The organism is Staphylococcus sp. AS1337, assembly GCF_051408735.1.
Classification (GTDB): domain Bacteria; phylum Bacillota; class Bacilli; order Staphylococcales; family Staphylococcaceae; genus Staphylococcus; species Staphylococcus xylosus_B.
The window spans coordinates 202,291-227,292 of the sequence record NZ_JBOIHZ010000003.1; the positions used below are offsets into that span (position 1 = coordinate 202,291).

Genomic DNA, 25,002 nt, shown 5'->3' on the forward strand with positions numbered 1-25,002 from the left:
ACAATCTATCTTAATTTATAAAAAGTTATACAATTCAATTTCATTGTCTTTTGCGTATTCTAAAGCAAGTAGTTCTAATATATTAATCATTGCTGGATTCTCTTTTACTTTAATATATTGGAATTTTAAATTATAAGTTTCTGCCTTAATATTTTGTTGTTCCATTTCATCTAAGTTTTGTTGCGCGCTAAACACTCTTCTAAATTTTGCTGTACCTGCGTCAGATTTGGAATTAAATTGACCTAATTTATCATTCAGATCTTTTTGTGTTAATTTGTACCCCGTCATAAATCCACCAGCTTGTCCCACAAATATAGGTTTTTTGTTACTAAATATGACAAAGACCCCCTTTTCATTTTCAACTTCATTTCTACTTTCTTTATCAAATGTTGAGGCTTTTGATTTATCATACTTAAAAAGTTTTTTTAATGGTTTTTTATAACTATCTAGTAATTCATTTATTTTTTTATCGCCATTCATCATAATCATCCTTCATCTTTTTATTGTCATTCTATATATACACTCAATAGTTAACTCATAAACTTTTATGACAATATTAAAGTATTGGATTTAAATAATAGTTTAATAATCATTTTTACAACATAATTTAAGACACCTTGATGTTATAAAGTGAATAGTCATCAAGGTGTCTTAAATATTTGTTTATTTTAAATAGTTTAATACAGTAATACCTACCGCTTCCGCAGAAACTCGCATTGCTTTTTCACTAATTGTGAATTTAGGATGATGATGAGGATGAATATCCCCATTTTCTGGAGCTGCACCTGCATATATAAATGTACTTGGTACCACTTTAGCATAATATGCAAAATCTTCAGATGGTGGTTGTGGTTCACATCTTTCTACTTTTTTAATTGCATCTGTTTCTGCATTTTCAATAGAATCCACTACAAAACGTGTGAATGCCTGATCATTGTATAACGCAGGGTAATCGTCATGATATTCTAACTCACAAGTCACACCAAACATTGATTCTAAACCTTCTGACAGGCGTGTAACTTCATTTTTAATGGTACGTTTTGTATCGTCTGTTAATGCTCGAACATCTCCCTCAATAACGATGCTATCTTTGATGACATTAAATTGACCTTTACCATCAAATGAACCAATCGTTACGACGCCCGTTTCAAACGGATTCAATCTTCTTGATACAATCGTTTGAGCAGCATTAACAAAATACGCACCAGCAACTATAGCATCGTTTGCTGTATGTGGTGATGAGCCATGACCACCTTGTCCTTTTACTGTAAGTTTAAAAAAGTCTCTACCAGTTTGTACGTTACCTTCACGATAAAAAATCGTTCCAGTAGGCATATGACTCATAACATGAACACCTAACACATGGTCCACGCCATCTAACACGCCATCTTTAATCATTGCTTGTGCGCCTCCTGGTGGTACCTCTTCTGCAGGTTGGTGAATAACTACTACTTTGCCATTAAATTGTTCTTTTAATTCTATTAATGTTTCTGCAAGTATTAACATGTAAGCTGTGTGAGCATCGTGACCACATGCATGCATCACACCTTTATTTTTTGAAGCAAATGATAAACCTGTATCTTCTTGAATTGGTAATGCATCAAAATCAGCACGAATAGCAATTGTTTTGCCTGGTTTCCCACTATCAATTGTCACTTTTAATCCGTTAGGTCCTATGTTTGTTTCTACATCACAATCTTTATTTCTATAAAACTCTTCAATATATTTTGGAGTTTGCTCTTCATGAAACGATAGTTCAGGATATTGATGTAGAAATCGACGAATTTCAATCATTCGTTCTTCTTTATCTTTCAATAATTCTATTAATTCTTTCACCATAATAGTTCCCCCTATAACGTTATAATTACATTATACACTTTTTGTTTTCAAAATATTTGTCAGCCCTATTGGGATTTTATTTTCTAATTTGTTTTGTTGTAGGCACCATAATCATAATAATGAATAAGGATAACAATGCCATAACAACGTTTAACCATAAGCCCGCTAACGCACCAATTTGTACATTAGTTAAATTTGTTACAATTCCATATAATGCGCCAGATAAAGCAATACCGAACGCACCGCCTAATGATGAAGCCATTTTGTAAATACCTGAGGCAACACCAACTTTATCTTCTGGTGAATTAGAAATAGCCATATCTGTCGAAGGTGTAGCATAAAATCCTAAGCCTAAGCCATAAAGTAAATAGCCAAAAATACAGACAACTACATAAATCATACTAGGTAAAAAAGTAAGCGAAATTAAAATGATACCAACCATATTAAAAGAAGTTCCTAAAACCATTGGTTTCTTAGCACCAACTTTTTGTAGTACTTTTTCTCCAACACGAATCATTAATAATACGGTTACTAAATATGTTATTGATAGCAATCCTGTTTGAAATGCACTAAATCCTAATCCTTGCTGTACAAATGTATTAGCAACTAGTAAAGCACCTGCCACACCATTCAATAAGAAATTAGATAATGTTGCGCCTGTATATGCCTTATTGTGAAATAGTTTAAAATCAATTAATGGATTACCTATTTTAATTTCAACTTTTAAGAAAATAATTGTCGAAAGTATAAAAATGATTATAAGTCCTAAAATAATTGGTGAGAATAATCCCAACGCACCACTTTGTGTAATAACAATATTGATACTTAACATCATAATTACAAATAAAATCAAACCAGCATAATCAAAGCGTTTATTATTAGTTATTGGTGACTTCGTTTCGGGAGTCCCTTTGATTAAATACATTGATAGTAAAGCAATAAGTATAGATAAAATAAAAATCCAACGCCAACCAATAAATGTTGAGACCATCCCGCCAAACAGTGATGCTAAACCTGAACCTCCCCATGACCCTATTGACCAATAACTCAATGCACGTTGTCTATCTTTACCATCAAAATATGCTTTCATAATTGCTAGGGTTGAGGGCATAATAGCTGCTGCTGACAATCCCTGAATAACCCTACCAATAATTAATAATATTGGTAAGTTACTAATGATAATTAATAATGATCCTATAATGCTTAACCATAAACCGATATAAGTAATCTTTACACGCCCCACTTTATCAGCTAGACTTCCAGCACCAACAACAAACATACCAGAGAACAGTGCGGTAATACTCACTGCGATACTGATTGTTCCAATATTACTATGAAACGATTGTTGCAACGTAGGTACAACATTTAATAAAGATTGTGCAAATAACCAAAAAGTCACAACACCTAACACGATACCTAAAATCAGTTTATTGTCACCTTTATATGTTTGCGCATTTCCCTTTTGAGTCATTTTATGTTCCTCCTATTTTTAAATTTACAAATGACAAACAGGGAAGATAAGCTCAATTGTGAGATGTTTATAAAACATCTTCCATCAATGATACTTGCTATCCTCTCTCAAAAAAGATTGTAGCGCGCTCATTTTCTTCTTAATATAGATTATTTGCTATTTTTATATTCTTTTTATAATAACTTTGTGTACCTTTTTAGTAATGACAAAAAAAGAACTCCATTTTTTGTCATTACTACTAAACTTTACAATAACTACAGTACTCGTAACCATTATTCACTCAAAAAAGCTAACCTAGGGCATTTGAAGTTCAATACCCCTAGGTTAGCTCCTAAGCTTCTTCATTATAATATTTTCTAAATTCAATAATATGTAGTGCATTAGTCAGTAATTTTAAATGATATGTAATTGTATTTTTGACTTTGATTTCACTAATATTTAATTTTGGATAATTAACTCGATTTACGTAATCAATCGTTTCTTTATCCATACCATAACGTGTATTATATTGTTGCCATACTTTATATAACGCACCATGATTCTTATCTAAAGTGTAATGTTTAATTTTATACATACCAGGTAAAGCATTTGTAATATTAAACTGATATTCATTATAGTTTATATCATTCGATGAATCATTCATCGTGAAATATGGATTATAATGTTCTGCATTCCATAAAACCACTTGAAAATGATTAAACTCACCTATAACCATACAGTTCTCATTTTATATAAAATGTGCTCAGAGAGTCTTGAAAACATTGTACTTGTAAAAAAGGCGGGTCTCTTACCTCCAAATTGATGATATAAATCGATACCATTCAACTGAGCAATAGTTTCTTTCTGACAGTGTTGTTGATGTATCTCAAAATTTAGCCAATACCCGATAGAACGAATGTCCTCATTCATTTCCACTAGTTGTTCAAAAATAATACCTGCTCGAAAATACGCACCATTTGTATAATTTGTGTTCCCTGTTAATGTATTCCACTTTAATAAAGTAAATGGGATGCAATAATCTTTCAAACCTAACCAATGCTTAATTTGCTTCAATTTTAATTTAATATGATTTTTAGTTTGGGTATATTGATTATCGTCGATTGATTTAAAATTAATCATATCATTTTGATTTGCACTAAAACTGATACTATCAATATTATTTCGATGACTATTTAAAATATACTTAGCTGCAGTTGCTTGTTTTTCTGAATCAATGCTCGTATTTATTACTATTTTGATATGAGGAAAATAATTTTTAAACAATTTCAAGAGAGACTTAAATAACTGTTCATCATTAGTACTAATATAAACTATTAAATCAAGTGATTTTCTCTCCATTAATGTGTTATACATGTGTTCTAATAAATACGTCATTTCTTGATAATATACTTTAAAGTTTACTCTTGTCTTAGGTGGATTTATTTCTATTCCTAAACCTATTTGATGTTCAATTAGAAAATCCAAGCATTCATCTAATTTCATATATGGATGAATATTGGGAATTTCTTCATCACTTTCAATCCATTTATGTTCTACAAATCCCTCTTTGATTGGATCTTTGATTAGCACATGATTTACGCCAATATTATTTTTAACTTCAAGCAATTGTCTTCTGAATTTTTTGATGAGTAATACTTCTAGGTTTCCTATTTGTATGACATGACCATACGGTAACAACCTTTGCTTTGTTTCTTTGAGTCTAATGTCTATTCTTTTTTGAGCCTCAGGTGACTGTAGTAACATCTCATCTGTTTGATAAATATATAATGATAAATAATATAAATATCTTTGATAAATAACTTCTTTTTGCTCTTTATTGATAGTTTCCACTAATTCTATATTTTTATATTTTTCTCTAAATTGAGAAGGCGTTAATTTCATATGTGCTTTAAAATGTTTTAATAAAGTGTTCGAATTACTGAACCCATGTTTCACAGCAATTTGTGTAATTGAGTTATCTCTCATAACTAAATCTTTCTTACAATGTTTCAGCCTTATATGTATGATATATTGACTGAATCCCATACCAACTTGTCGTGTGAATAATTTAGATAAATAAGTGCTACTGAGATGTACCATATTGGCTACTTCATTGAGCGAAATACTATTACTATAATTATTTTCTATATAATTGCATACAAATGCCACACGATTATCCTCTACACTTTTTCTATAAAACTCATTGCGTTTTGTAGGTAAAAACCGTGCAATAATAAACATTAATTCTATCAATTGTTGTTCTATGTATAAACGGTAAAACTCACCTTTTCTGATATAAACAATCCCGATTTTAGCTACAATATTTACAATTTGTTTATATATTGTATTTTGTATGTGTGCTTTATCCAATATATAAAATTTATCGCTAAAGTCAGTTAAGTACTGTTTCAAATAATTTTCTGTTAAATGAAGCACGATACATAACGTGTCTTCGTCTTTATTATACCTATAAGGCTCTTGATGGTTAATAATGAAAACATCACCTTCATTGAACTCATAAGATTCATTAAATTTCCAAACTGACATATCGTTATTTAATATTAAACCAATTCGCAATCCTTGATTAATTTGGCTACTATCATTAGTTACTTTCATCAAATCTATACTATAAAAAGTTTCCATAATTCACCTCTTTATAATTTATTATTTTAAAGAAATATCCCCAATAATCTATAAATTCTAGAATTTGTTCTTTTTTTGACAAAAAGATAGTAGAACAGAAAGCTCATTGATTCAAAACAATTTCGTCATGCCATACTATCAAAGATAAATAGTCGTGAAATATTTTTGATAGCAGCGCCTTTCAAACCTAATCATCCCTCTCTAAAACTATAAAAAATAGCCATGATGCAATCTATTGTCATAGATTTCTCATGGCTATTCTCAGTCTGTGTTCATTTACAAGTATTTACTTTTTATCTGATTTATCTATTTCATCTTTTAACCCATGTCCTTCTATATCGACACTAGGCAAGATTCTGTTTAACCAAGCAGGCATATACCATGACGCTTTACCGAATAATTTAGTTAATGCTGGTACTAATATTAAACGGACGATAACTGCATCAAAGAGTACACCAAATGCGAGTGCTAATCCCATCGATTTAATCATCACATCGTCTTGGAAGACAAAGGCAATAAAGACACTAAACATGATTAATGCAGCTGCAACAATCACTGGACCACTTTCTTTAATACCTACTTTTATAGCACGTTCATTATCATGTGTTACTGTATATTCTTCATGAATACGTGACATTAAGAATACTTCATAATCCATTGCCAAACCAAACAACAGTCCTATAGTGATAACGGGTAAGAATGCAAGCAATGGACCAGTAGTATCGACACCAAACAATCCAGACATTACACCTTCTTGCATAACTACTGTTGTAAATCCAAGTGCTGCCATTAAGGATAATACAAAACCAAGTACTGCTTTTAAAGGTATAATAATCGAACGGAACACGACCATTAATAATATAAAGGCTAGTGCCACAATTACGCCCGCAAACAATGGAATTGCCTCATTTAATTTTTGAGACATATCTATATTAATAACACTTTGACCTGAAACTTCTGTATTGAAGTCATATTCATCTTTAGCCTTATCATTGTAATCCCTTAAATCATGAACCAATGTATTTGTTGATTCTGCGTTCGGTCCTTTTTCAGGTATAACTGCGATCATCGCATAGTCTTTACTCTCACTTAGTTGTGGCGCTGTAACTACATCAACATTATCCATATCGTTAATGTCTTGGCGCATAGCTTTCAAGTCATTCTGTAAAGCTTGAGGGTTATCTTTTTGATCTTTAACATTTACTAACATTGCAATTTGACCATTAAATCCTTCGCCAAATTTATCCGAGATAATATCATATGCTTTTTTCTGCGTAGAATCTGCAGTCTTCATACCATCATCTGGGATACCTAAACGCATATCTTTTACCGGTATAGCAACCAATATTAAAATAATTAAACCAACCAATATAGCTAATAATGGTTTTCCTACAACAAATTTTGACCATCCCGTGTCGTTATCATTTTTAAATTCTGATTTCGTTCTTTTAGGTTTAATTTGTTTATGGAATATACTAATTAGCGCTGGTAATAGAGTAAGTGCACTTACCACTGCTACAAATACACTGATTGCTGAAGCAAATCCCATAACAGCTAGGAAATCTATTCCAACAAGAGATAGACCACATACTGCAATAATTACAGTGACACCAGCGAATATCACTGCACTGCCTGCAGTACCTACTGCTAGCCCAATTGCTTTAATATGGTTAGTTTCTGTCTTCATTATTTGTCTATATCTAAATAATATAAATAATGCATAATCTATTCCAACTGCTAAACCAATCATAACTGCTAAAGTCAAAGTAACATTAGGAATATCGAATGCATATGTAAGTAATGAAATCACACCTACACCTGTACCTAATCCAAGTAATGCACTGATTATTGGTAAACCTGCAGCAATAACTGAACCAAATGTGATTAATAGTACGACAAAGGCTACAATGACACCTATTATTTCAGAAGCGCCACCAATTTCTGTAGACTCCATACCTGTACCCATTAATTCAACCTGTACATTATGATCTTCTTTAATTTCATCTACTTTTTCTTTGATATTATCTTTAGAGCTTGATTTTAGCGATGTTGTCTTAACATCATAATTCACATCTGCAAACGCAGTTGTTTTATCTTTACTAATCTGTTTACTATCATATGGATCTGAAACATTTTTGACATCTTTATCGTCATCTTTTATATCTTTCAAAGCCTTTTTGATGTCTTTTGTCACATCAGGCTTAACGATACCTTCTTTTGCATCGCTTTTTAATACAACTCTTATTTGAGCTTTTTCACTATCTTGACCAAATTCATCTTCAATTTTCTTGTTAGTATCGAGTGATTGTAAGCCATTCATAGTAATGTCATTATCGAACTTCGGCGCACTTATTGTAAGGGGAATAATAATAGCCGCAAGCAAAACTATCCAAGCAACAACACTCCACCATTTATGCTTAGCCACAAACGATCCTATTCTATATAAAAACTTTGCCAAACTATTGCCTCCTAAATTAATCAACGTTATAGTTTAAATATATACTGTAGATTATTTCTATCCACATATTAAATGCTTTACCCTTTTATTAAAAGGATTAATTATTAGAATTTGTATATTTAAACTACAAATAAGGAGAAATGTATATTGAACACAAAAGATTTACGTGTTATTAAAACTAAACGCGCTCTCTCTCAAAGTTTCTATGAATTGCTTGAAAAACAAACTTTCTCAACTATTACAGTGAATCAAATATGCGAAAAAGCATTAGTACATCGTACAACATTTTATAAGCATTTTTATGATAAATACGACCTTTTGATTTATTTAATTAAGTTCGTAACAAAAGATTACTTTTCAATCGATTTAAAAGAACGTATCAATGCGCCCTTTTCAGTAATAGATAGAACTAGTGATGTGATTGAATTGCAACGTATCAAGGATAAACAAGAACATGACAAAGAGTTTGAACGAACGATATCAAATCATTTCATCAGTGTTTTACAGAATGATATTAAAGAAAATGAGCACCGTATCTCAGTAGATTCTGAAATTCCTGCCGAACTTATATTTTATGTTTATGGTGCGAGCCTGTTTGGATTTACAGAGTGGATTAGAGAACAATGTATCGAACTACCACCTGCTGAGCTAGACAAGTATTTCAGAAAATTAATTAATATCCAAGTCATAGATGAATAAAAAAAGAAGCGACGTACACAATCAATTTTGATTGCGTATGCGCGCTCCTTTTAATCATTTATTTTTAGAACATTTCTGAAACAACTTTTTGCTCTAAGAAGTTTAATAAGTAGTCAGGGCTACCTGTTTTAGCGTCTGTACCCGACATTTTGAAACCACCAAATGGATGATAGCCTACAACTGCTGCAGTACAACCACGATTAAGGTATAAGTTACCTACGTCATAAGACTCTACAGCTTCAATCCAGTTTTCACGATTATTTGTAATCACTGCACCAGTTAAACCGTAATCAGTATCATTAGCAATTTCTAATAATTCTTCAAAGTCTTTACCTTTAACAAATCCTACAACCGGACCAAAGATTTCTTCTTGCATAATTTGGTCGCTTGATTTAAGACCAGAAATAATTGTTGGTTCAATGAAGTAACCAGTAGAATCATCTGTGCCTCCACCTTGTTCTAACTTACCTTCTTTACTGCCAATTTCAATATAGTTCTTGATTTTATCAAATTGTTTTTGATTAATAACAGGTCCCATATATGTGTTATTTTCAGTGTTACCTAACGTTAAGTTCTTAGTTAAAGCTATTGCTTTTTCTAAAACTTCATCATATACATCTTTGTGTACGATAGCACGAGAACATGCAGAACATTTTTGTCCCGAGAAGCCAAATGCAGAAGTTACAATAGACTCTGCAGCTAAATCTGTATCGATGTTTTTATCAACAACAATCGCATCTTTACCGCCCATTTCAGCAATAACACGTTTTAAGAATTGTTGACCATCTTGTACTTTTGCAGCTCTTTCAAAGATTCTTGTACCTGTAGCACGAGAACCTGTAAATGTTACAAAGTGTGTGTGTACACTATCTACAAGATAATCACCGATTTCTTTTGGATCACCTGGAACAAAGTTAACAACGCCTTTAGGTAGTCCCGCTTCTTCTAAGATTTCCATTAATTTATAAGCAGTTAATGGCGTATCTTCAGCAGGTTTTAGAAGTACTGTGTTACCAGCAACTACTGGTGCTAATGTTGTTCCAGCCATGATTGCGAATGGGAAATTCCATGGTGGGATTGTTACACCTGTACCGATAGGTTTATAGAAATATTTATTATGTTCCCCTTCTCTATCTAATACTGGTTTACCATCTGCAAGCTCCATCATTGACCTTGCATAGTATTCAATGAAGTCAATACCTTCTGCAGCATCACCGACAGCCTCATCCCATGGTTTACCTGCTTCATAAACCATTACAGCTGAGATTTCTTCTTTACGACGTCTAATAATCGCTGCAACTCTAATTAAAAATTCTGCGCGGTCTTTGTGAGACCATCTCTTCCAAGATTTATATGCTTCATTAGCTGCATCAAATGCATCATCTACATCTTTTTGCGTTGCTTTTGAAACTTCAGCAATAACTTCAGAAGTATTAGCCGGATTGATAGACTGATACGTATCTTTTGTAAATTTCTCTTCCCCGTTAATAACTAAAGGAATTTTTTTATTCAATTCACCTTTAACTTTCTCTAAAGCTTTTTTGAATGACTCGACATTTTTACTATCTGTAAAATCAATGCCTGGTTCGTTGTGATAATTGACTACCATTTTTCTACCCCCATGTAAGTTTGTAAATAGAAAACTAAATGGAAATGTTTCCATTCTTATTGCCATTGTATAGTTATCAAACAATAATTGCAATCGCTTACAACATTTTTTATTAAAATAAATGGTATTGGACTTATTTCATCCATTACGTTGATATTTGAAATTTTATTCAATCACATTTATTATTGCCTCTATGAATATATAATACATAAATTTAATAATTTGTAATCTAAACTTTACATTTAGTCTAAATTCAATATGTTAGTATGATTATTCACAAAAAATAAGATTTATATTTATTTTAAAAATATAAAAAGAACAATCGAGAGGTAAGCTATAATGAAAACATATACGTCTGTGATATTTTGGATGCGTGCGATAGCTTGTTTAAGTATTGTTCTTATTCATTCGATTACAACAACTTTTAGCAAAATGGATTTTGTTGGTCATGGTACAACTATTAGAGTATTCCAATTGCTCCTTATGTTTAGCACACCATTATTCGTATTTATTTCAGAATTTTTATTAGCTAAAAATTATCACGTTATAACAAAACCAGGATTTTTGAAGAATAAATTAATCTATTTAGGTATTCCTTATATCTTGATTAACCTTGGTATTTCATATTTTTATTTCGAGCCAAAAACATTAGCTCAATATATGCATAATGTTGGAGATACTATGTTTCACGGTGGCGCTGTCACCTACTTCATTATCATTATCTTCCAATTCTACATATTGCATATTCTTTTTGCTAAGTATTTAATTAAATGGAAGCCAATTCCAATGGTTATCGGTTCGATAATATTCGCTACAATATACTGGGCATTCCGCCAGTATGTACCACAATCAGAAAATGATATTTTAGGCTTATTTTGGGAAAGAGAAGGTTGGATGTTATTTTTAGGATGGCTTAGTTATTTTTTACTTGGCTTTTATACAGGTATTTATTATGAAACATTCATGAAAAATATTAAACGTTACACTTGGCCCATTATTATAGGACTAATAATTGCATCATCTATTTTAATTGGTAATTATCTGCTAGGCATTAGTACCTGGGTGGAATCGAAACGTTTTGACATTCCATTTTATGTCACTATGGTTATATTAGCCTTTTTCTTATTCTCTTCTTATATAAAATATGTACCTAAATTTGTACTATTTATTAGTAACTATTCATTTTGTATTTACTTAACTCACTATTTCTTTGTACATGATTTAGGGTTATTAAGAGCTGATAGTTCGATACGTAATATCGCGTTTAACTTAATTATCACTTTAGTAGTTTCTATCTGCTTAGCTTATTTATTTAATCTATTTAAGTTCGGCAAATTTGTTGTTGGTGGTATTGGAAATATCAAATATGATAGTGTTTATGAAAGTTATAAACAGGGCAAAATGAATTGACTCTCTTTGCTTCATCAATTGTATATAAAAAAGGTGAGACAGTAACTTATAGCTTCTGTCTCACCTTTTTAATTTAACTCTTGCCAATTTTGTTTAAAAATCCCTTGAGTATACACAATACTCAACAGTACTATTTCTTATTTCTTTCCCTACGATTAAACTGCGTTGATTGCTTTCGCTCCGAATCATTATGTTTATTACGTGTTTGTCTAGTGTTATCTACCTTAGTTTTTTGTGTTCCATTATAGTTACTTTGGTTTCTATTATAATTATTGTATTCACTCGACCTATACAGGCTATCTGTATGTTTCTGTTTTCTCGCCAGCAACATAATCCCAGCAATTAACCATAGAACCGCTGTAAGCCAATTCAGCGTTAAGACCGTAGTAATGCCAAGGAGAATAAAGCATACACCTACAACTTTTGGAATTTTATTAATGAATAAAGCAAATATAATAGCCAAAACAGTGCATATAATCACTATAATTAAAGCTAGAAGAAATATTTGACTAACAATCTCTACTAAGCTAGATGCATCCATTTGTGCTGTGCCCTGATTATACATATCGCTATTATAAATAGCATCTGCTAATTCGTTTTTCACGCTTATATCATTTAAAAATGGTGTGACAATTGCCATTAAAAATATTAGTATAAACTGCAAGATAATACCAATCCATACAAGTACCTTTTCTCCAGTCCTCTTCATATGTATCCTCCCAAGAAATCATTATGATTCAATACATCTACTGATTTATTATAACGTTACTTTTAGTATTTTAAAACCGTATTACAAAGTAATTATAATATGCTCAACACTATATTTTTCTGAATTTTTGGTAAAATGGTATTATTACTTTTATAAGGGGATGATAGGTTTGGACTTACAAATACAACAACCAGCTACAATAAGAAAAATGATTAAACAAGGAGAACTGACCGGACATACAAGTGGTATGGCCAAAGGCTACATTCAGGCTAATGTTGTCATACTTCCTTCTGACTATGCTTATGACTTTTTGAAATTTTGCTTTAGGAACCCTAAAACTTGCCCGCTCTTAGATGTGTCAGAAAAAGGATCGAAGTCATTTCCTACCTTTGGTCAACAAGCTGACATCACTACCGAAGTTGCTGCCTACCGTGTTTATAAACAAGGTAAGCTCATAGAACAAAGAGCTAACATCGACACATTGTTTACAGAAGATATGGTCAGTTTTTTAATAGGCTGTAGCTTTACATTTGAACATGCATTACTGGAAGCTGGTATTCCTATACGCCATTTAGAAGAAGGACATAATGTACCAATGTATATGACTAATATTCCAGCTGCCGATAGCGGCCAATTTTCTGGTAACATCACCGTAAGCATGCGTCCTATGACTATGCAACAAGCGATTAAAGCAACCGAAATTACTTCTCGTTTTAAAAATGTACATGGCACACCTATGCATATAGGAACCCCTTCAGAAATTGGTATTTCTAATATAAATAAACCTGATTTTGGTGAACCCGTAGAAATTAAAAATAATGAAATTCCTGTCTTTTGGGGCTGTGGTGTAACGCCTCAATCTGTCGCTTTAGATGCTAAACCAGAAATTATGATTACACATGCTCCAGGCCATATGTTCATTACCGATATTCCTGATAGCCAATTAAGCGATTAAAAAAAACACTTTGACGTTTGTTTTAGATGCGTCAAAGTGTTTTTTAATTTTATCTTGCTTCAATATCTTCTTTGGAAACAATTGGGTGATTCTTAAAAATAATGGAACATACATAACCAACAATTAAACCAATAACACCTACAATAGCACCATAAATAAATATTTTCATTGGCTCGTTAAATCCAAACATTACCAAAAATCCAGCTAACGGTGTAGCAGTACCTGTAGCATCATTTATCATACCGGAAGAGGCGATAACCGCACCCGCAAGTGCACCTCCTATAAAGTTTGCTGTATATATCGGTATTGGATTCGCAGACACTACGTCAGCTTGAGATAGTGGTTCAATACATACTGCAATTCTAGATCTACGGTCACCTAATTTTAGTTTGCTAAACATGGTACCGTTGATAAATGAAGAAGCAAACGACACCATGGCGGCAATCGCCATTGGCATACCCGTAAGGCCTAATAATGCCGTTAAAGCCATAGAACTAAGTGGAGCTGTTCCAACAACTGTGATGACTCCACCCAAAATAATCCCCATAATAATTGGGCTTACTTCAGTTGAACTTTGAATAATATCCCCTATTTTTAATAGCGAGTTATTGACTAACGGCGTTACACCTGTTGCAACTAACCTTGCTAAAGGTGCAATGATGATAATACCTACTATTAAATCTATACCGTCCGGTACTTTACGTTCAGCATATTTCATTAAATAACCTATTACATAACCAGCTACAAAGCCTGGTATCAAATCTAAGCCGCCACATGATGCAGCGATTGCCAACGCATAAACCGGTGAAACACCAATAGCTAATGATACTAAGCCAGCTGCCGCAACGCCACCTAGACCTCCAGCAGCATCACCTAATTCTCCTAAAAACTTAATACCTAATAAATCTCCACCTACGTATTTATGAAAAGCTTCAACTAAAAATGTTGCAATTGCAGCATTTGCTAAAGCTCCCATCGCACGCATACCTTTAGGTGCTCTATATGTAAATATTGTAAATAAAGCTAACACTATAATTAAAAATAATGTACCAATTAAAATATCCATATTTAATATTCCTCTTTTCTTGTCTAGTGATCGTTAAGTTAGATATGGAAATAGTTATTTAAAAGTTGGCTTGTTCAAACAATCTGTAAAAACTTTATATTTCATAAATTTTGAATTCATGTTTATATAGTCACTATTATTACTCTTACCATTTCACTCACATTTCTATATTTTAACACAAATTCCAATTATATTCCGAACAATTTAATTATTTTCCATTTAAGCTCCGCGGAATATTTTTCAATATAATTTTAATTTGTTTTTTGATATTACACAACCAAATACAAATTTAATTCCACTCTCTACAATAGTTCAGTGAAAAATACACCCATTTTCTTTTATTCACCTAAAATAAACAGTCACTATACAAATTAAAACAAGAAAATTAGATAATATAAAATACCGCCAAAACAACAATTTTTTGACGGCACTTTCTTAAATATTAAGTGTATGTATATAATAAAAACAGATAAAGCATAATTATTGATTAATTGTACTAACAGTTTTCGCAGGTGTACCGAGTGCAAGCGCATTGGCAGGTATGTCTTTAGCAACCACACTACCCGCTCCTATAACAGCACCATCACCGATAGTTACACCAGGTAATACAACGACATTAGCTCCTATCCAAACATTGTTCCCAATATTTATAGGCAAAGCTTGTTCTATCCCTTCGTTTCTCGCTTGATACTCAAGAGGATGAATTGCTGTATAAAACCCACAATTAGGACCAATAAACACATCATCTCCAATAGCAATTTTATTGCAATCCATAAAATAACAATCGTGATTAATAAAGACACGCTGACCTAAATTGATATTATAGCCATAATCAGCTTGGAATGGACTTAGTAATTCTAATGATTGAGGCTCATAATTTAATAATTCCGTTATTATTTCTTGTCTCTGTGTTTGATTGCTAGGACGGACATGGTTTAAATCAAAACATAAATCTTTAGCTTTCATTCGCTCTGCCCCTAAATCTTTATCATTATTTGCATCGTACCATTCACCAGCTAACATCTTATTTTTTTCATTCATAATTATTGCTTCCTTTCTTATCATATGCATTTAGTTTAATTTACCTATATTTATAATTACGTATTACACTTCGATGTGGATTAGGAGATATGACTTAATAATTGATACATCAATGTACCAGCATAATTTCCTACTACGTACCCTAATGTTCCTACTATTAGAATAGGACCAACAAGTCCTGTCCATCCTTTTCCAATTGCTAATGCAGCTGCAGTTGTTGGTCCACCCGCTGTCGCATTGCTCGCTAATAATATTTCTTCAATTTTAAATTTAAATGCCTTGCCTAACAACAAACTTAATCCTAAATTAAAAACGAGTATAATAATAACAAAAACAAAGAGTAACGGTGCCGTTGTTACAATTGTAGCAAAAGAAGCAGGAATACCTATAACTACAAAGAAGATATAAATTAAAAAAGTACCTATTTCTGATGCACCAGCTAACTTTTCAAAGAAGTCACCCCATATCGCGACCACAATTAGTGTTAAAGTTGTTAACAAAAGATAGGAATCTCCAAAGAAAGAAGTAATAATTGTAAGCACAATATTACTTTTAGGTATCCATTGCTGAATCAAATCAGCACCTTTAAAACTAACTGCTACAAGTGTGATTGCACTCGCTATCGAAAATGCGATATCTAACAATTGAATTTTTTTAGGTTGCCAATACGATTGTTGTACTTTTGGAGATTGTTTTGTATTATAGTCTGTTTTAAAATACTTTTTAATTAATGGGAGTGAAGGGAGTGCAATCAATAGCATAAAATACAAAGCCATAACACTATTATCTGCTACTACTGTAGATGATACCATATCGCCTGGTGTTTCAAGTTTAGAGCTTAGCGCTGCAAAATTGACTCCGCCACCAATATAACTACCTGTCATCATAGCTCCTATCTTGTTCAAATAAGGTATCCATTGATTTAATACAATAAATGCAACCAACGTTCCAATCATAGTTCCCATCGAAGCAATGAAGAATATAATCAACAACCTTCTACTTTCTTTCCATATTTTCATAATATTAGAACTAAATAATAGTAATGGTATCGATAAAGGGACAATGTAATCCCATACCGTATCATATACGGGTGAGCTCGTTGGTATCACTTTAAAGTTAGATAATACCATCGCACCAACAAGTGCAATAATGGCCCCAGAAATTGTACTTGCCCATTGATACCTCTGTTCTAAAAATAAACTCACCGTTGCCCACACAATAATGATTGCCCATAAAATCCATGTATCCCCTTTGTCTATAAGTGCACCCACCATCATAAAATCATCCCTTTTCTTATATTTGTTTTAATATATCACCTATATTCTATCAGTCTTGGTTATATATTTTTATAATTTTCTGAAAAATTTAATTGTCTATATGTTAGGTTATTGATATTCTTACAGTTATAGCGTCATAAACAAGGGGGAAATAATTATGAAACAAAAAATAGGTTTAATTTTGGGACCTTTGCTTTTTCTTATTTTTTACTTTATTCCTGGAATAACAGGTTTAGATGACTCACCTAGAGCTGTACTTGCAGTTACACTATTTGTGGCAACCTGGTGGATTACAGAAGCTATTCCTATACCAGCAACATCCTTAATTCCACTAATTTTACTTCCATTAACAGGAGGTACTGATGAAGTTATCGCATCAAGTGCTTATGCTGATCCTATAGTTTTTATGTATATGGGTGGGTTTATTATTGCTTTAGCCATTGAAAAATGGAACTTACACAAGCGTATTGCAATGACCATCATTTCAATGATGGGAACAAATAGTAACCGTATCATTCTAGGTACTATGATTGCGACTGCCTTCATCTCTATGTGGATTTCAAATGCGGCTACTGCACTCATGATGTTACCTATTGCTTTAGCACTCATCAAAGAAATTAAAGAGGCACAATTTCTTAAGCCTGAGTCTGCTAGTAAATTTAGTAAATCACTCCTCCTAACTGTAGCTTATTCGGCATCTATAGGCGGACTAGCAACACTTATCGGTTCAGTACCAAACGCTGTTTTTGCGGCAATTGCATCTTCTAGCCTTGATAGAAAAGTATCCTTTGCTCAGTGGATGATTTTTGCCTTACCACTTACTGTCATATTATTAGCAATTCTTTATTTCTTACTAACGAAATGGTTATTTAGAATTGAAGATGCGGATCATATATCATCAGATTTTGCGAAGAAAGCATTACATGATTTAGGGCCTATGTCTAAGGAAGAGAAACTCACGGGAGTTGTTTTTCTATTTGTCAGTCTTTTATGGATATTTGGCGGATTACTCCCCGGCTCATTACATATAACAGATACTAATATTGCAATGTTTGGTGCAGTATTACTGTTTCTCATTCCCGCAAAATCTAAAAAAGGGGGGCTACTTATATGGGACGATATGATTAAACTCCCTTGGGGTATACTACTCTTATTCGGAGGCGGATTATCTTTAGCTGCAGCCTTTGAAGATTCAGGACTTACAAAATGGTTTGGTAGTATGATGGGAATTGTAAAACCACTACCATTAATATTAATTGTACTTGTATTAACAACAGCTATTCTATTTTTAACAGAGGTTATGTCAAACACAGCTGTTTCTAATATGTTGATGCCAATTAGTATTGGATTTGCAGCAGCGATTAGTCAAGATCCATTTATAATTATGGGCATCGTTGCAGTTTCATCTACATGTGCATTTATGCTGCCGATTTCAACACCACCTAATGCAGCTGTATTTAGCTCTGATGAAATAGAGATGAAAGACATGGTACAAGCTGGTTTTATTTTAAATATTTTCGCTATCATTGTAATTTCACTCTTCACTTATTTCTGGTTACCTATAGCATTCGGATTATAAAAAATAATTTAACACAATTATTTAATATACAACATACAACTCAGGTATGATACACTTTCTATACTATGGACGCATGTTTTACTAGAAAAAATACTGTAAAATAATGTTATAAACTTATAGAAGGAGTCAATAATTATGAAATTCTTATTTAAAGGAGCGATATCAATTGTCTTAATACTTGGTATAGTGAAAACATTCGAGGAACACGATATTGTTTCAGAAGCGACAAACTACTATAACCAATTTAAAAGCGGTGAAATTGTACAAACTATTGAAAACATTAATTTTGACGGCTTAAAAAATTTAGATTTCAATAATCTGAAACCTTCAGATTTCTTCTAACGTTTATACACTTTCTTCTAGATAAAATAACCTACAACTGACATAAATTGTCTAAACTAAAATTTCCAAGACAACCTTCAAACATAAAAGTAACGAGACAGCTAAAAAACTGTCTCGTTACTTTTTATTTATATTTTTTTAATTTTTATACTATGATGTTATATAATCTCCGCCGTTTACATGTATAACTTGACCAGTAATATAAGAACTATCTGCATATGATGCTAAGAAAACGTAAGAAGGTGCAAGTTCTGCTGGTTGCCCTCTTCTTCCCATTGGTGTATCTCCACCCTGATTTTCAACTTTATCTTCTGAAAAAGTAGCTGGAATTAGTGGTGTATAAATAGGCCCTGGTGCAACAGCATTTACTCGAACTCCTTGACCAATTAAAGATGACGCTAATGAACGTGTAAAGGCAACTATTGCACCTTTTGTAGCAGAATAATCAATCAGATGAGCTGATCCTCTATAAGCAGTTACACTAGTAGTATTAATAATTGCATCGCCATCTGTCAAATGTGGTGCTGCAGCTTGCGATAAGAACATCATGCCAAAAATATTCGTTTCAAACGTCTCTTTAATTTGTTCTGGTGAAACATCTTCAAAGCTATCTTGAGGGAATTGTACCCCTCCATTATTAACTAATATATTCAATCCACCAAAATCTTTAACGACCTTTTCAATTAAATTTTTTGATGCGTCGACACTTTTTAAGTCATGCGCATATGCTTTTGCATTGACATCTAGTGAAGTTAATTGCTCTACTACCGCTTCAGCATCTTCGTGTTCATCGTAATAACCAATCGCCACATCTGCCCCTTCTTTAGCATACAATACCGCCACAGACCGGCCAATCCCTGAATCTCCCCCAGTTACCAATGCAATTTTACCTTGGAGTTTACCACCACTTTTGTAATCTTCCATTTCAGTAATAGGCTGGGGATTCATATCTTTTTGTATGCCTGGCTGTCTATCTTGCGTATATCCTTTAATTTCTTTATGGAATTCAGTTAAATTCATATGCTACATACCTCCATTTTACCCTTTTACTGCCAGATACCACTTTAAATAGGATTCAAACATGTTAAATCAATATTCAATAGCAAACAACTTAATAATACTACAAAAAAACCTCTGAGAAATAAACAAATTTCTCAAAGGCTTATATGATATAAACAACATCCAATTAGTTAAGCAAACATCTTTGCTCATGACTTATATATACTTTGCACTAAATATATTTTTTATAGATTTACTTAACATAGAGAAGCTCACTTTCATCTATAACTGTTAATTTTCTATCTTATTTTAAATTACTGCTAGGACTTTCCTTTAAATCGAATGCTTAACAATTCTACTTGAATGTACAAATGCCATAATTGCAAATATACAATACACAACAGAATAAGTAGCCATAACAATATAAACTGGTAACATACTATTACCACCCATAAGTAATATAAATGCTTTTGCTGCAAAATAAGCATGCAATAAGGATACAATAAGAGGTAAGCCAAAGTTAAACGTCACTTTTAAAGCTAGACCTTTTAACATATCGTGATGTGTATAGCCAATCTTACGTAAAATAACAAAATTAGGTATTTCATCTTCAGTTTCATCCATCTGTTTAATGTAGATTATACAACCTGCTGCGACTAAAAAGGCTAACCCTAAAAACGATGTAACAAATAATAGAATACCTACAGAATCATCCATCGATTGACGTACTACTTTTTGCGATTCCGTGTTTGGCGACACTGATTTAGCAATTTTGTTTGCTTCCTTCCAATCACTTTGCTTTTTCAAATTATAACCAAATTGTTTACGTATTTCGGTAGAATTTTGTTTTAAATTATTATATTTATCATCACTAACTAATAACACTGGACCACCAAAACTTATCACACTCATAAAGTTAACGTCTTTTTCTGATCCAATGACTTTAAACGTTTCTTGGGAATGATTTTCTAACACAATCTCACCTTTTTCATTGTGCTGAACGAGCCCTCCAGTGGCTACCATATTAACTACTTTCGCACGATTACCAGTCACTTGCTTATCATTGAAAATTTTGTTACTAGTAATTAACATTGAATCAGGTTTAAACATATTTGGATTTCCAGTCTCTTTAAAAAATGTATCTTTCGACATTTTCACTTCAGAAACCTCTTTATACTTTTTATCAAAACCAATATGCGCTTCTTTCATTTTACTTTCAAATGACTTTGCTTGTTTATTATCAATAAAATTAAAATCTTGAGGTGATGTCATGGCAACATTATCTTCAATAGTTGATTTACTAATTGCACCAAAACAAAGAACAGTCACCGTTACTGCCGATATAGTTGCAATTATTGTTAACGACAAAGCATTTTTCTTCATTCTATGCATGATCGAAGATGTAAATACAACATCAGTTATAGACACTTTGCCACGTTTCGCATTTTTTATCATTTTAAAAATAACAGATACGGAGCTTCTGAAGAACAAATAAGCACCTACTACTGTTAAAAGCAATATAATAAAAGGTGTAAACATCATTCCATTCGAGAATTTCCCAAACATTTCTGTGGACATATAATAGCCAAATACAATCATCACAATTCCTAAGATGCCTGCACAAATCTCGACTATTGAGATAGTATTCTTTGATACTTCTGATTTTGTACTATCATTCATCATTGATAAAATACTACGTCTGCGCAAGAAAATATAACTTTGTATAATAATTAGCAGCATGGATATAAAGATTAATAAACTTGTTTGAAATACTGCAGCAAATTGGAAAGTTAAAGCTACACTTGTACTAATATGCAAAACTTTTAGTACAACCATGAGTAATAGCTTAGACCCAAACACTCCTACTATGACACCAATGATACCAGTTACTAAAAACATAGCAATTTGTTCAATTATAAGCATACGTAATATATTCGACTTAGTTAGTCCAATCAATTGAAACAAAGCAAATTCACGTGTACGCCTCTTTATAAACAATTGATTTGCATACATTAAAAATACAATGATGATAAAAAATAAAAAATATGATCCAACGTCTGAACCCTTTCTTATAATTGCCATTGAATTTTCATTATTAATACTCTCTGTATACTTTAAAGTTACGAAACTAAAATATAATACGATACTTACAATCAATGAAAAAATATACATCGCATAGTGACGTAAATTCTGTTTTAAATTCTTAAGCACAATTTGATTAAAACTCATGTGCGACACCGCCTAATGCCGTTTGCATATGAATAATATTTTTATAAAAGGCTTGATTTGAATCATCACCTTGGTACACTTCAGAGTGAATGTTACCATCTTTTAACATGATTACTCTATTTGAATAACTTGCTGCGACAGGATCATGTGTAACCATAACAATCGTTGCTTCTAAATTTTCATTTAAATCTTCTAAGCGATTCAACAAATCTTGGGCACTTTTAGAATCTAATGCACCGGTAGGTTCATCTGCAAATATAATAGCAGGTTTATGAACAGACGCACGCGCTGCAGCAGTACGTTGTTGTTGTCCTCCAGATATTTCATTAGGATATTTATGACCTAAATCTTGAATTCCTAAAGCCTTAGTGACTTCACTGTAATTTTTCTCTTTCTCTGTTTTAGACATTTTTTGAATAGAAAGTGGTAACATAATATTTTCTTTAACTGTAAGTGTATTTAACACACTATAATTTTGAAAAATAAAGCCCACTTCTTGTTTTCTAAAATCAGCTAATGCTTTATTACTCATTTTATTTATTTTATTGCCATTGATTTCTACTGTACCACTTGTAATATAATCAATTGAACTCAATACGTTTAGCAATGTTGTTTTTCCTGATCCAGATGGTCCCATTATCGTAACAAACTCGCCTTTTTCTATAGAAAAATCAAGGCCTTTAAGCACTTCTTGTTGTCTATGTCTGTTGCCATAGCTTTTAGTGAGCCCTTCTACTTTTAGTATAGACATGCCATTCACTCCTTAAATAATTTATATCCTTAGTTTAACTAAGTTGCAGTCTATTTTCGTTTGTTTCATCTAACAACCTTATGCTCTAAAATGACAAACTTGTCACACCTTTTGAAAATCATGACTTATTTATATTTTAGACTTTTCATTTTATAAATAATTTTATAACTTAGGATTAATAACTTTCACCATATGATATAATAGTCTAGTTCATTTTTAAATAAGGAGTAATATAGATGTTAAATAAAATCAAACGAGAATGGCTAACTGCTCCAGGAACCAATATATTGGCTGGTATTGTCGTTGCCTTAGCATTAATCCCAGAAGCCATTTCATTTTCAATTATAGCAGGAGTAGACCCTATGGTTGGTCTATATTCCTCTTTTATTATTGCAGTTGTCATTTCTTTCGTAGGTGGAAGACCAGCTATGATTTCTGCAGCAACAGGATCTGTAGCTTTAGTTATTGTACCTTTAGTACGTGATCACGGTGTCCAATATTTATTAGCAGCCACTATTTTAATGGGTGTTATTCAAATTATTTTCGGCATATTAAAAATTGGTCGTTTAATGAAGTTTATCCCCAACTCTGTCATGATTGGTTTCGTTAATGCCTTAGCAATCATGATTTTCCTAACACAAATCAAACATATTTTTGGTATATCTTTTGCTACTTATCTATTTGTGATTATTACCTTACTGATTATCTATCTTTTACCACGTATTTTTAACAAGATGCCCGCACCACTAATTGCAATTATATTATTAACGGCAACTTATTTAGTGACTGGTGCAAATGTAGAAACAGTTGGAGATTTGGGAGAAATTAAACGCTCGTTACCTCAATTTTTCATTCCAGATGTACCGTTCAACTTAGAGACGTTAAAAATCATTTTCCCATATGCATTATCTATGGCAATTGTTGGACTTGTAGAAAGTTTGCTTACAGCTCGAATTGTTGATCAAGCAACAGATACCTATAGTAGTAAAAACCAAGAATCTCGTGGCCAAGGAATTGCCAATGTCATCACAGGTTTCTTTGGTGCCATGGGTGGCTGTGCGATGATCGGTCAATCTGTAATCAATGTCCGTTCAGGTGCTACGACACGTCTATCTACCTTTACTGCTGGTGTATTCTTAATTATTTTAATCATCGTATTTGGCGATTGGGTCGTTGAAATTCCTATGCCGATTCTAGCAGCTATTATGGTTATGGTTTCTGTAGGAACTTTTAATTGGCGTTCATTTAAATTCATTAAAAAAGCACCCCGTACAGATGCACTTGTGATGATTCTCACCGTAACTATCGTATTAATTACAAGTAATTTAGCACTGGGGGTAATCATTGGTGTAATTGTAAGCGCTTTGTCCTTTGCTACCAAAATTTCAAATGTTTCCGTACAATATGAAGAAAGTAATCATGCCATTCATTATAATATCAAAGGACAAATCTTTTTTATTTCTATAGATTCATTAATGAACCAACTAAATTTGGAATTACGTGACAAAACCATCTATTTAAACTTTAAAGAAGCACATTTATGGGATGATTCGGCAGTTAATGCTATAGACACACTAATTGAAAATTATCATAAAAAGAATAACAAAATTTATGTCCAATATCTAAATAAAGATAGTCGTAAAATTGTTAACGAATTAAGTAAAGTAAATCAGCAACATCTTTTATAAAAACAAGTTAATTCGCACAGATTAACAAATAATAAATCAATTTTGCTGTCATATTTATTAAATTTCAACAAAACTAAACTATAGTATGAATAAAATGCAATATTCTTAAATTTAATTTATTTATTATTGATCATTCTTACAAACAAAATGTATAAATCTAAGAACCACCATCAATAAATTATTATCGGAATACCTTGAGGGACAAGAAATACAAAGTCAATTTGCAAATTTTGATTTTGTATTTCTTGTCCCTCTTTT

Annotated in this window: 19 protein-coding genes and 1 pseudogene; 6 read left to right on the forward strand and 14 right to left on the reverse strand. The window is 32.2% G+C overall.

Features of this window, described 5'->3' with window-relative positions; translation table 11 throughout:
- Window positions 1–15: 15 nt before the first annotated feature.
- The 6 genes and pseudogenes from ACSUE0_RS06470 to ACSUE0_RS06495 form a co-directional block, all read right to left on the reverse strand.
- Window positions 16–480 carry a hypothetical protein gene (locus ACSUE0_RS06470; RefSeq protein WP_119614631.1) on the reverse strand — a complete coding sequence of 155 codons (465 nt, stop codon included), beginning with the start codon at window positions 478–480 and terminating at the stop codon, window positions 16–18.
- A 183-nt stretch (window positions 481–663) separates the two neighbouring features.
- Window positions 664–1,839, reverse strand: coding sequence for a M20 family metallopeptidase (locus tag ACSUE0_RS06475; RefSeq protein WP_119614630.1), 1,176 nt, complete (start codon window positions 1,837–1,839; stop codon window positions 664–666).
- 76 nt (window positions 1,840–1,915) lie between these two features.
- A complete protein-coding gene (locus tag ACSUE0_RS06480; protein ID WP_119614629.1) occupies window positions 1,916–3,310 on the reverse strand; it encodes an MFS transporter in 1,395 nt (464 codons plus the stop codon).
- 331 nt (window positions 3,311–3,641) lie between these two features.
- Entirely contained in the window at window positions 3,642–4,025 is a 384-nt protein-coding gene (locus ACSUE0_RS06485) for a hypothetical protein (protein WP_436956604.1), read from the reverse strand.
- Window positions 4,016–5,932, reverse strand: coding sequence for a transcriptional regulator AryK (gene aryK, locus ACSUE0_RS06490; RefSeq protein WP_436956606.1), 1,917 nt, complete (start codon window positions 5,930–5,932; stop codon window positions 4,016–4,018). The genes ACSUE0_RS06485 and aryK overlap by 10 nt, the downstream gene beginning before the upstream one ends.
- A 316-nt stretch (window positions 5,933–6,248) precedes the next feature.
- Window positions 6,249–8,390, reverse strand: a pseudogene (locus ACSUE0_RS06495) (MMPL family transporter); the annotation flags it as partial.
- A gap of 147 nt (window positions 8,391–8,537) precedes the next feature.
- On the opposite strand from ACSUE0_RS06495, the gene ACSUE0_RS06500 reads away from it, so the two are divergent.
- Entirely contained in the window at window positions 8,538–9,089 is a 552-nt protein-coding gene (locus tag ACSUE0_RS06500) for a TetR/AcrR family transcriptional regulator (RefSeq protein ID WP_119614626.1), read from the forward strand.
- A gap of 64 nt (window positions 9,090–9,153) precedes the next feature.
- Here the strand turns inward: ACSUE0_RS06500 and pruA are convergent, their stop codons facing one another.
- A complete protein-coding gene (pruA, locus tag ACSUE0_RS06505) occupies window positions 9,154–10,698 on the reverse strand; it encodes an L-glutamate gamma-semialdehyde dehydrogenase (RefSeq protein WP_436956608.1) in 1,545 nt (514 codons plus the stop codon).
- A gap of 339 nt (window positions 10,699–11,037) precedes the next feature.
- Between pruA and ACSUE0_RS06510 the strand changes: the two genes are divergently transcribed.
- Window positions 11,038–12,108: an acyltransferase family protein gene (locus tag ACSUE0_RS06510; protein WP_119615165.1), complete on the forward strand. Its 1,071-nt coding sequence runs from the start codon at window positions 11,038–11,040 to the stop codon at window positions 12,106–12,108.
- 130 nt (window positions 12,109–12,238) lie between these two features.
- On the opposite strand, the gene ACSUE0_RS06515 is transcribed toward ACSUE0_RS06510, so the two are convergent.
- Window positions 12,239–12,817 (reverse strand): DUF4064 domain-containing protein, encoded by a 579-nt coding sequence (locus ACSUE0_RS06515; RefSeq protein WP_436956610.1) that lies wholly within the window; start codon window positions 12,815–12,817, stop codon window positions 12,239–12,241.
- A 160-nt stretch (window positions 12,818–12,977) separates the two neighbouring features.
- On the opposite strand from ACSUE0_RS06515, the gene ACSUE0_RS06520 reads away from it, so the two are divergent.
- Complete coding sequence (locus tag ACSUE0_RS06520) at window positions 12,978–13,772, forward strand: putative hydro-lyase (RefSeq protein ID WP_119615161.1); 795 nt, start codon at window positions 12,978–12,980, stop codon at window positions 13,770–13,772.
- A 49-nt stretch (window positions 13,773–13,821) separates the two neighbouring features.
- Here the strand turns inward: ACSUE0_RS06520 and ACSUE0_RS06525 are convergent, their stop codons facing one another.
- The 3 genes from ACSUE0_RS06525 to ACSUE0_RS06535 form a co-directional block, all read right to left on the reverse strand.
- The gene (locus tag ACSUE0_RS06525) at window positions 13,822–14,838 is read right to left on the reverse strand and encodes a PTS sugar transporter subunit IIC (protein ID WP_119615159.1); all 1,017 of its coding nucleotides are present in this window, start codon (window positions 14,836–14,838) and stop codon (window positions 13,822–13,824) included.
- 480 nt (window positions 14,839–15,318) lie between these two features.
- A complete protein-coding gene (locus ACSUE0_RS06530; RefSeq protein WP_436956612.1) occupies window positions 15,319–15,879 on the reverse strand; it encodes a sugar O-acetyltransferase in 561 nt (186 codons plus the stop codon).
- Window positions 15,880–15,959: 80 nt separating this feature from the next.
- A complete protein-coding gene (locus ACSUE0_RS06535; RefSeq protein ID WP_436956614.1) occupies window positions 15,960–17,156 on the reverse strand; it encodes a DUF819 family protein in 1,197 nt (398 codons plus the stop codon).
- A 157-nt stretch (window positions 17,157–17,313) separates the two neighbouring features.
- Between ACSUE0_RS06535 and ACSUE0_RS06540 the strand changes: the two genes are divergently transcribed.
- Together ACSUE0_RS06540 and ACSUE0_RS06545 are read left to right on the forward strand one after the other, a co-directional pair.
- A complete protein-coding gene (locus ACSUE0_RS06540; protein WP_436956616.1) occupies window positions 17,314–18,735 on the forward strand; it encodes an SLC13 family permease in 1,422 nt (473 codons plus the stop codon).
- Window positions 18,736–18,870: 135 nt separating this feature from the next.
- Window positions 18,871–19,077 carry a hypothetical protein gene (locus ACSUE0_RS06545; RefSeq protein ID WP_436956618.1) on the forward strand — a complete coding sequence of 69 codons (207 nt, stop codon included), beginning with the start codon at window positions 18,871–18,873 and terminating at the stop codon, window positions 19,075–19,077.
- Window positions 19,078–19,227: 150 nt separating this feature from the next.
- On the opposite strand, the gene ACSUE0_RS06550 is transcribed toward ACSUE0_RS06545, so the two are convergent.
- The 3 genes from ACSUE0_RS06550 to ACSUE0_RS06560 form a co-directional block, all read right to left on the reverse strand.
- On the reverse strand, window positions 19,228–20,097 hold the full coding sequence (locus ACSUE0_RS06550; RefSeq protein ID WP_119614555.1) for an SDR family oxidoreductase: 870 nt from the start codon (window positions 20,095–20,097) through the stop codon (window positions 19,228–19,230).
- Between the two features lie 312 nt (window positions 20,098–20,409).
- Entirely contained in the window at window positions 20,410–22,305 is a 1,896-nt protein-coding gene (locus ACSUE0_RS06555; protein ID WP_119614554.1) for an FtsX-like permease family protein, read from the reverse strand.
- Window positions 22,295–23,056 (reverse strand): ABC transporter ATP-binding protein, encoded by a 762-nt coding sequence (locus tag ACSUE0_RS06560; RefSeq protein WP_119614553.1) that lies wholly within the window; start codon window positions 23,054–23,056, stop codon window positions 22,295–22,297. The genes ACSUE0_RS06555 and ACSUE0_RS06560 overlap by 11 nt, the downstream gene beginning before the upstream one ends.
- Before the next feature lie 236 nt (window positions 23,057–23,292).
- On the opposite strand from ACSUE0_RS06560, the gene ACSUE0_RS06565 reads away from it, so the two are divergent.
- Window positions 23,293–24,744: a SulP family inorganic anion transporter gene (locus ACSUE0_RS06565; RefSeq protein WP_436956621.1), complete on the forward strand. Its 1,452-nt coding sequence runs from the start codon at window positions 23,293–23,295 to the stop codon at window positions 24,742–24,744.
- Window positions 24,745–25,002 lie beyond the last annotated feature (258 nt).

Coding starts and splice junctions, on each gene's coding strand:
- ACSUE0_RS06470 (WP_119614631.1), bottom strand. CDS start 480: ATGAATGGCGATAAAAAAATAAATGAATTACTAGATAGTTATAAAAAA.
- ACSUE0_RS06475 (WP_119614630.1), bottom strand. CDS start 1,839: ATGGTGAAAGAATTAATAGAATTATTGAAAGATAAAGAAGAACGAATG.
- ACSUE0_RS06480 (WP_119614629.1), bottom strand. CDS start 3,310: ATGACTCAAAAGGGAAATGCGCAAACATATAAAGGTGACAATAAACTG.
- ACSUE0_RS06485 (WP_436956604.1), bottom strand. CDS start 4,025: ATGGTTATAGGTGAGTTTAATCATTTTCAAGTGGTTTTATGGAATGCA.
- aryK (WP_436956606.1), bottom strand. CDS start 5,932: ATGGAAACTTTTTATAGTATAGATTTGATGAAAGTAACTAATGATAGT.
- pruA (WP_436956608.1), bottom strand. CDS start 10,698: ATGGTAGTCAATTATCACAACGAACCAGGCATTGATTTTACAGATAGT.
- ACSUE0_RS06510 (WP_119615165.1), top strand. CDS start 11,038: ATGAAAACATATACGTCTGTGATATTTTGGATGCGTGCGATAGCTTGT.
- ACSUE0_RS06515 (WP_436956610.1), bottom strand. CDS start 12,817: ATGAAGAGGACTGGAGAAAAGGTACTTGTATGGATTGGTATTATCTTG.
- ACSUE0_RS06520 (WP_119615161.1), top strand. CDS start 12,978: ATGATAGGTTTGGACTTACAAATACAACAACCAGCTACAATAAGAAAA.
- ACSUE0_RS06525 (WP_119615159.1), bottom strand. CDS start 14,838: ATGGATATTTTAATTGGTACATTATTTTTAATTATAGTGTTAGCTTTA.
- ACSUE0_RS06530 (WP_436956612.1), bottom strand. CDS start 15,879: ATGAATGAAAAAAATAAGATGTTAGCTGGTGAATGGTACGATGCAAAT.
- ACSUE0_RS06535 (WP_436956614.1), bottom strand. CDS start 17,156: ATGATGGTGGGTGCACTTATAGACAAAGGGGATACATGGATTTTATGG.
- ACSUE0_RS06540 (WP_436956616.1), top strand. CDS start 17,314: ATGAAACAAAAAATAGGTTTAATTTTGGGACCTTTGCTTTTTCTTATT.
- ACSUE0_RS06545 (WP_436956618.1), top strand. CDS start 18,871: ATGAAATTCTTATTTAAAGGAGCGATATCAATTGTCTTAATACTTGGT.
- ACSUE0_RS06550 (WP_119614555.1), bottom strand. CDS start 20,097: ATGAATTTAACTGAATTCCATAAAGAAATTAAAGGATATACGCAAGAT.
- ACSUE0_RS06555 (WP_119614554.1), bottom strand. CDS start 22,305: ATGAGTTTTAATCAAATTGTGCTTAAGAATTTAAAACAGAATTTACGT.
- ACSUE0_RS06560 (WP_119614553.1), bottom strand. CDS start 23,056: ATGTCTATACTAAAAGTAGAAGGGCTCACTAAAAGCTATGGCAACAGA.
- ACSUE0_RS06565 (WP_436956621.1), top strand. CDS start 23,293: ATGTTAAATAAAATCAAACGAGAATGGCTAACTGCTCCAGGAACCAAT.